The sequence below is a fragment of the Leucobacter ruminantium genome, from assembly GCF_017565705.1.
Taxonomy (GTDB): Bacteria; Actinomycetota; Actinomycetes; order Actinomycetales; family Microbacteriaceae; genus Leucobacter; species Leucobacter ruminantium.
Map to the genome: position 1 here is coordinate 94,921 of NZ_JAGDYL010000013.1, position 7,479 is coordinate 102,399.

Annotated in this window: 8 protein-coding genes; all 8 read right to left on the bottom strand. The window is 67.3% G+C overall.

Annotated elements, in window-relative coordinates; all coding sequences use genetic code 11:
- Positions 1–14: 14 nt before the first annotated feature.
- The 8 genes from J4H91_RS08885 to J4H91_RS08920 all read right to left on the bottom strand — a co-directional run bounded on the left by J4H91_RS08885 (position 15) and on the right by J4H91_RS08920 (position 7,035).
- Entirely contained in the window at positions 15–1,463 is a 1,449-nt protein-coding gene (locus tag J4H91_RS08885) for an SCO6880 family protein (RefSeq protein WP_208045902.1), read from the bottom strand.
- Between the two features lie 14 nt (positions 1,464–1,477).
- Positions 1,478–2,830, bottom strand: a complete 1,353-nt coding sequence (locus tag J4H91_RS08890; RefSeq protein ID WP_208045903.1) for a conjugal transfer protein TrbL — start codon at positions 2,828–2,830, stop codon at positions 1,478–1,480.
- A gap of 27 nt (positions 2,831–2,857) precedes the next feature.
- Positions 2,858–3,127 carry a DUF6112 family protein gene (locus J4H91_RS08895; RefSeq protein ID WP_208045904.1) on the bottom strand — a complete coding sequence of 90 codons (270 nt, stop codon included), beginning with the start codon at positions 3,125–3,127 and terminating at the stop codon, positions 2,858–2,860.
- Between the two features lie 133 nt (positions 3,128–3,260).
- Positions 3,261–3,527, bottom strand: a complete 267-nt coding sequence (locus J4H91_RS08900; RefSeq protein ID WP_208045905.1) for a DUF6112 family protein — start codon at positions 3,525–3,527, stop codon at positions 3,261–3,263.
- Positions 3,524–4,273: a M23 family metallopeptidase gene (locus J4H91_RS08905; protein WP_208045906.1), complete on the bottom strand. Its 750-nt coding sequence runs from the start codon at positions 4,271–4,273 to the stop codon at positions 3,524–3,526. The genes J4H91_RS08900 and J4H91_RS08905 overlap by 4 nt, the downstream gene beginning before the upstream one ends.
- Positions 4,274–4,285: 12 nt before the next feature.
- On the bottom strand, positions 4,286–4,990 hold the full coding sequence (locus J4H91_RS08910; RefSeq protein WP_208045907.1) for a hypothetical protein: 705 nt from the start codon (positions 4,988–4,990) through the stop codon (positions 4,286–4,288).
- 63 nt (positions 4,991–5,053) lie between these two features.
- Complete coding sequence (locus J4H91_RS08915; RefSeq protein ID WP_208045908.1) at positions 5,054–6,127, bottom strand: ParB N-terminal domain-containing protein; 1,074 nt, start codon at positions 6,125–6,127, stop codon at positions 5,054–5,056.
- Complete coding sequence (locus J4H91_RS08920) at positions 6,124–7,035, bottom strand: hypothetical protein (RefSeq protein WP_243752822.1); 912 nt, start codon at positions 7,033–7,035, stop codon at positions 6,124–6,126. The genes J4H91_RS08915 and J4H91_RS08920 overlap by 4 nt, the downstream gene beginning before the upstream one ends.
- Between the last annotated feature and the right edge of the window lie 444 nt (positions 7,036–7,479).

The following is a 7,479-nucleotide window of genomic DNA, read 5'->3' on the forward strand; positions in this document are numbered from 1 at the left end:
TTCGCGAAACGGTGTTAGATGGGGCGTGCGAGCGGGAGGCTGGCTGCCGCGAATGCGCGGGCCTGTTGGCCGACGAGGCGTCGGCATTCGCAGGAGGCTTGGATCGCGGCCTGCTCGACCGCGGCCACTGCGGCTTCGAGTTCGTCCGCGGTCGACGCGGTGACGGCGATGAGGCCGGTGACGCGGGCGAGTCCGTGTCCGGAGCTGAGGTCGGCCTGTTGCTGCATCACGTCGGCGTATTCCGCGGAGGAGTCGGCGTCCTCGATCTGGCCCAGCTTCGCCCGCTGCGCCTGATCGGAAATCAGCTCGGTCCGCTTGCGCCGGAGATCGCGGGCGGCCTGGTCTGCGCGCACGGGAATGTAGTGCAGCGAGAGGGTGCGGAGGATCCCCGAGGAGAGCACGAGGGGCGAGAGGAACCCGGGGTAGACCTGGGATCTGGGCCATTCGCTGATCCAGAGGACCGCGTGGTGAGCAGAGTCGGAACGCAGTTGGTCCCAGCGTTCTGTCACGGCGACGGGGCCAGCGGTGGCGAGGTCGCGCCCGAGCTCACCGTGGCGCTCGAGGGCGGCGGCGGTGGCCGGGTCGTAGGCGGCGCGCAGGATGAGCGCGATGTTGCCGGGGGTGAGCCAGCCGTCGACGTGGAGGTCTGCGGCGCGGATCGCGGCTACGGTGGTGTGCATCTCCTGGCGCAGCACGTGCGCGGCGCCACGCATCCCGCCGCCGGCGACGCGGATGGCGCGGGCAGCGGCGCGCATGTCGAGCGAGAGCGACACGGTGGTCGCGTGGCGTTCCCCGGTTGGCGCGGCACGTTCGATGAGTTCCTCGTATACGGTGGCTGCCCACGATCCGTCGGCGTTGCCGTGTTCCTTCCACCACTGGGCGAGCCCGGTTCCCGAGTCGGGCAGGGTGCGTTCGCTGACCTGGATCCGGCCGATCCTGCCCGAACGGCAGGCGGATGCGAGGACGCGCCCCCACCCGTCCACGCGGCGCTGCTGGTCGGCCGGGTCGAGCAGCACGAACGCCGGATGCGACACCGCGAGCACCGCCGTCAGCAGGTGCTGGTGCGGGTCGTGGATCATGGCCGCCCCGGTTTCCTCGTCCACCCATTCGCGAAGAGACGCGGCATCACCTGGGAGCGCGAGCGTGCCTTCGGGGCGCGGGGTCATGAGCTTGCGCCGGTACTCGGTCTGGCCTGCGACGCGGCGCAGCCACCAGCCGGCCACGATCGGCAACCACTCGACGACCTTCCTGCCGCCGATGGGGACCAGGGCGGTCGCCGCGCAGCACCCCCAGGCGGGCGCGGTCCAGATAAGACCCGATCCGCCCGTCACATACAGGGAGGCGACGGCGATGAAGAGGCCGACACCGAGCACGAGGAGCTGCGGTAGGGAGAGGCCCAGCATGATTCCGCGCTTGGTGAGGCGCGAGAACTGCACGGTATCGAGTTCAAACCCAGCAGACATGGCAGATCCTCTTCCTATTTCTCTGGCGGCGTCGGAGCGGGATCGGACGACTGGCCCGGTGGGAGCGGTCGCGGCGGCGGCACCTGCGGAGACCGCTGCGGGGGAGCGGACGGCGGCGATGACGGCTGGCCGGCCCCGTCCGCGCCTGACATCTGGTCGTCGGCCTGCCCGCCCATGTACTCGCCCAGCTCGGGGCCAGCCTCCATGGACTTCTTTCCGACGGCGACGCCGGTAGTGACCGCGAGTACGACCGGCCCGCCCGCGGCGCCTTCTCCGCCTTCAGCGGCGACGGTCTCACCTTCGCCAGCTGGGGCGCCGCCGTCGGTGGGAGCGCCGCCGCCGGGCGTCGGTGGTGCAGGACTGTCTCCGCCTCCGCCGTTCCCGTCGTCTCCGCCGCCCTTCTTCCCGAACAGATCGAACGGGTTTCCGGGAATCCGGTTGGGGACGGGGACGGGGCGGTTGAGTGCGTTCTTCGCTTCGGACTCGGTCGACATGGCGTGGTAGTAGTCGGTGCCGAGGAAGCTGATCGCCTTATACGTGACGTACGGCGCAAACGCAGCGACCAGGAGCAACACGATCCCCGCGAGCGGATCGGTGAGCGCCTGGATGTCGAGCGCGATCGGGGTCGAAATCTGCGAGATCGCGATGAGGAGGATCACGGTCAGCACGAGCTTCGACGCTACGAGCGCGACGAGAAACATGAGCCACTTCGACGCCCACCCGCGGGTGGTGTCCCAGGAGGAGCCGGCCAGCGCGAGCGGTGCGAGTGCGACCGCGAGGAGGATCAACGATTTTCTCACCAACAACGACAGCCACACGATCGCGGTGGCGGCGATCGCGAGGCCGCCGAGGAACAGGGTGACGATCGCCCCGATCCCGGGACTGACCACGTTGAGGGTGTTGAGTGAGGTGATGAGGATGAGGATCTTGTCGCCCATCCCGGCCATCGTGTTCCCGGTGGCCTGCACGATGCCGATGCTGAGCTGGTCGATGATCTCGAGCCCCAGCGCGACGAGCGTGACGGCGACGAAGCTGCCGAGGACGCTCTTGCCCAGGCCGATTCCGGCCCGAGTGAGACCGCCCGGTTCGCGCTTCACCATCGCCGTGATGAGTTGGAAGCAGAACAGCAGAAGGGCGACGAGGATCCCGATGCCGAAGATCAAATTGTAGACGGCGAGGAAGCCGGGGCTGGTGACATCGACCATCGTGGTCGAATCGAACACCAGCCAGAGGCCCTCGACGAACCATCCCGCGGTCTGCCCGACTGAATCGGCGACCCATTGGAGCGGGGCGGCGGCCATCGCCGCGGCGGTCTCGTCCGCCGTCTGGCAGAGGGAGGAGAGGATGGGCTGCTCGCACAAACTCATAGTGAGGGCTCCTTACTCTGGTCCGGCTTAGATGCTTTGTCCGACGTCCCACGCGAAATTCACGAGGGTGACGGCGGCCCCGCAGATCACTGCGGCGCCGCAGCAGATCAGGACGCCGAGTCGACCGCGGCCCGCGAGGTGCGGGTTGCTCCCGTTTGCTCCGAAAGCCCAGACGATCGCCGCGATGATGAGCCCCAACACGCTCAGCACTAAGCCGAACGTCATGACCGCCCCGACGATGAGGCGCAGGGCTTCGATGCCCGGCAGGCCGGATGAGTTGGGGCTGATGTCGATCACGGTGTGAGCTCCTTGCTGCGAGCAGAAACGGTGGGTTCGCAGAAGAGGTGCACCAAGACAACCGACCCTCTCCGGTGAACGCGGTGATGCCCCGCCGAAGCAGGGCATCAAGGAACAGGCGTTGCGTGAGGGGTTAGAGGTCTTGGCCGTACCCGATGAGCGTGTTCACGATCGCCATCGCGGCCCCGGCGCAGAGCGCACCACCGAGCGCGACGAGCACCCCGACCCGGCCTCGAGCAGCGGTCTGCGGGTTCCCGTTCCAGGCACCGATGCCCCAGGCGGTAGCCGAGACCACGGTCATCAGGACGCTGACGATCAAGACGAACGTCAACGCCGCGCCGATCACCTCGCGCAGGCTGTTCAGCCCAGAGAGACTGCCGAAATCGGGGAACACATTCATCCGACCGCACCCGTCTCCTGGGCACCGGCATCCTGCTCGCCGTCCTCGTCCTCGTCCTCGTTCCCTTCCTCGGAGGGGGAGTGGCAGGCCCCGGCCGGTGTCGGGCCACCTCCACCAGAGCCACCGCTGATGCCGATTGCGCCTTGCGCTGCCAACCACGGCTCGGGATCGATCGCGGTCGCGTAGGTGCCGCCAGGTCGAACCTCGAAGTGCAAGTGGGCCCCGGTGGAGTATCCCGATGAGCCGACGTCGGCGATGTGCTGGCCGGCCGTGACTTTCGTGCCGGGGGTGACGTGGATCCCGTGCTGCCAGGAGTGAGCGTAGGCGGTGGCGATGGTGTTCCCACCGATGGTGTGCTCGATCACGACGAGCCCGCCCCATTCGACGGAATACTCGGCCACGGTGACGATGCCGTCAGCGGCGGCGAGGATCGGGGTACCGTCGGGTGCTGCCATATCGAGGCCGGTGTGCATGTTCCCGAGCCCCGTGAAGGGCTCGAATCGCCACCCGAAGCCGTCGGTTCTGACCCAGGTGTCTTCGGGGAGCGGCATCACCACCCGGGCCGATTCGGGAGGCTTCTCCGGTGCGATCGGACCACCCGTGCCGTCCTCGCCTCCGCTCGTCTGCGTCGGCGTGCAGCTTCCGTAAACCCCCATTGGGGCGGTGATCGCGGTGAACATCACCAGGCCGGCGGATGGGCCGAACGCGATGAGCGCCGCCACGATCCCGGCCAGCAACTTCGACATGATCGCCCCGGCCTATTTCAGGGGCTTGTCGAATTGCGTGAGCCGCAACAGTTTGCACGCCTCATAGCTGGGCTCGCAGGCGATGAACATCGTGAACGACACCGGGTGAGTTGTCGCGGTGTTGTCGCCGTCCCAGACGCCGGTGCGGTGCCGGGTGCCGTCGACGGTATAGGCGATCGTGCCCGGCAGGATCGTTCCTTTCCTGGCCTGTGCCACGACGTCATCCCAGGCGTCGGGCACGTAGAGTCGGTCGATCTCGAGGCGCTGCGCGGTCTCGTATTTCTGCAGCTCGACCCAGGCAGCCCGCGTGGGCAGCACCCCCATGACGTCGGTGGCGAGCCCGTTGGTTTCCTCGTTCGCTGGGTCCGCCGCAGTGAGGATCGCTTCCGTGTAGTCCCGTGGCTGGAAGCCACCGACGGTGTCCCAGGCGAAGAGCGCGAGCGCGACCGACTCGGCGAACCGGGCAGGGTCTCCCGTCTTCGCGATCTTCGGCAGTTCCGCCTGCCCTGCAGGAGCATCGGTCTCCGGGGCCGACGTACTCGGCCCGGACGTCGGCTCCGGTGCGGAATCTGAGGTCGGTGGTCCGAGGAGGAAGCCGATCGTGGCGACGACCACGGCGGCGAGCAGTACCCCGATCACGACGACCGACCAGACCAGCCGGATGCGGCTGGCACGATCAGCGGATACGGTGGCGAGAGGCTTGGTCCGGGCGTTCATACCGAGAAGGTGGACTGTCAGCCCCGAGACTTGGCAGAGCGGACGACGAAGTAGGCCTGCAGGTCAGGCGGCATCCGCGCGGGCGGCACGAAGCTCGTCGGCGAAGCGGACGGTGCCGTCGACGATGCGCAGGAACTGTCCGAGCTCCTCCTCGGAGAGCTCTCTCGCGAGCTTGGCCAGGTCGTAGTGTTCCCACCACGCGTCGAGTTCTGACCAGATCTGCCGGAACGCGAGCGTGCTGTACAGCACCGGGGCACCGGCGTTCTCGAGCAGCAGCACCGGCTTCGCGGGCTTCGACTTGCGCTTCGACCCCGCCTGGACTCGTTGCAGAGCGGCCTTCGCGATGCGCTCCATCTCCACGGCTTTCGCATCAGAATCCCGCACCCGCGCAGCCTCCTTGCGGGCCTGGTCCCGGACCTCTTCAGGCTCGGCGGGGTTGGCGGCGATTCGATCGAGCTGATCCAAAGTTAGGGCCGCGTTCATCCGGAGGTGCGAGGGGTAGGCGGCGGCCCCGTTCCGCATGAGCTCGATCTCGTCCCGGGCTTGCGAGCGGAGCGACTCGGACGCTTGCTGATCGTTGGCGATGTCCTCGATCCGGCACACCTGATCCAACTTCTGGAACGCGGCGCGCCCCGTCACCAACCGGGCCGCCTGTTCCCGTGCACGCCCAGCTTCGTTGAGCAGCGGCAGGTCTCCCGGTGGTGAGGATTCCTCCGCACCGGACGTTCCGCCATTTTCTTCGTCGAGCCGGCCGAAGCGGGACGCACGCTGACGTAGAGCAGCGGCCTCCGCGAACACGGTCTTCAGCTCGCGATAGAGGGCGGCTTCCTCGATCAGGTTGAGCGGTTTGTGGGTGATGTGATCGTCGTGCTCGGCGAGGAGACGGCCGACGCGGTCGGAGAGGCCGGAGCGCACCCACACGCTGATAGTGCGCCAGCCCAGCTCCCTCGCCGCGGCGACACGTCGGCCCCCGATGAGGACGATGCCCTCCGGGGTGATCGTCGGCGGTTGCAGCAGCCCGCGCTCCCGCATGGACTGCATCAGCGGCCCGAGGTCGCCGAAGTCGGTGCGGAACCGGTCCGGGATGCGGAGGGAATCGAGGGCTCGGTCGAGCTGCAGCCCGTACTCGCCGCTCATGGCAGACCACCACTCGCAGGAGCAGCCTCGACGATCTTCATCACGAGCACGTCATCGGCGAACACCAACTCGATGGGCTCCTCGAGCGCGAGCCGCTTCAACAGCCCGCGGCCTGCCCGCGTGGCCGCGTAGGCAGGGTTCGGGTTTCCGAGGAGCACGAGCACCGCAGTGTTCCAGGACTTCTTGGAGAGATCATAGAGCGCCCGCGCCGTAGTATCCCGGCGAAGCGCGTCATACGCGGACGGCCGGCTCCCCAGGCGCGCGAGCACATCACTGATGTACTCGACCGTGTAGCGTGCGACCTCGACCGGCCACCCGAGTCGCATAAATATCGCGACCGCGCTCTCGACCGCCATCTGAGCAGGCCCCGGAACCTCCTGCTCGAAGTCGTCACTCGGGAACACCGTAGTCGTCTGGAACGCCGGATCGTACTCAAGCCGGGCCTGCTCGCGATCCGCCAGGCGCTCCGCGTCATGGTGCACTGACGCGTGCTTCTTTCGAGCTCGCGAGACTGAGCAGAGCAGTCCTTGTCCGCGCTCCTCGTAGTAGCAGGTCAACTTCACGGCTTTGGTCACGTACCCCCACGGGTCGTCCGCTCGGCGGGCGCCGGCGTCTCGCATCGCGTCGAATGCGGCGGTCACCGCCTCCCACTTGTCGAGGCCATGGTTGCGGGCGAGCTGTGCGTACTTCCGTGCGACGAACTTCGCCAGCTCGTGCGCCTCCGCGTCGAAGCGCCACGAGCCAGGCCCGGCCTCATCCAGCCGAATCAGTAAGGCTCTCAGCCCCTCGGGAGTCTGGAACGCGGGAACAGCAGCAGAATCGATTGATCGGGTCATGGCAGACGCACCTCCTACAAGAGGGGTGGATCCAAGACTCCGAAAATCTCGGGTCAGGGCGGGTACGCTCATGATGCACCACCATCATGACTCTCTCGCCAGCGTCTCAAACGGTGCCGGCTCCGTGCGACGCCGCTGCTCCAACGTGAAGGGATCCTCCGTCTCGAAGGGATTCAGCGGCGCCAGTCTCGTCCGCGCCTCCGCGCCTTCGGAGAGCCCATCGTCGGTGCGTAGACGGTCGAAGATGCGCTGGTGTGTAGCGGCAATGAAATCAATGCCGCGTGCCGTGCACTTCGCTCCGGCTTCGGCGAACAACTCCGTCGGGCGCTTCCACTGCACCCGCACCCCGGCCGGTTTCTCCGACCCCGGAGGCGGCACATCGTTTAAAGGGCTCTTCGGATTTGAGAGTGTAGGCCGATCGGTGAGTACGCCTGGGTAGAACGAAGACCTCGTAAGAGAATCAGGGTGTTCAACGTCCATCGTTCTCTCACGAGGTCTTCGTGTTTAACGCTACCT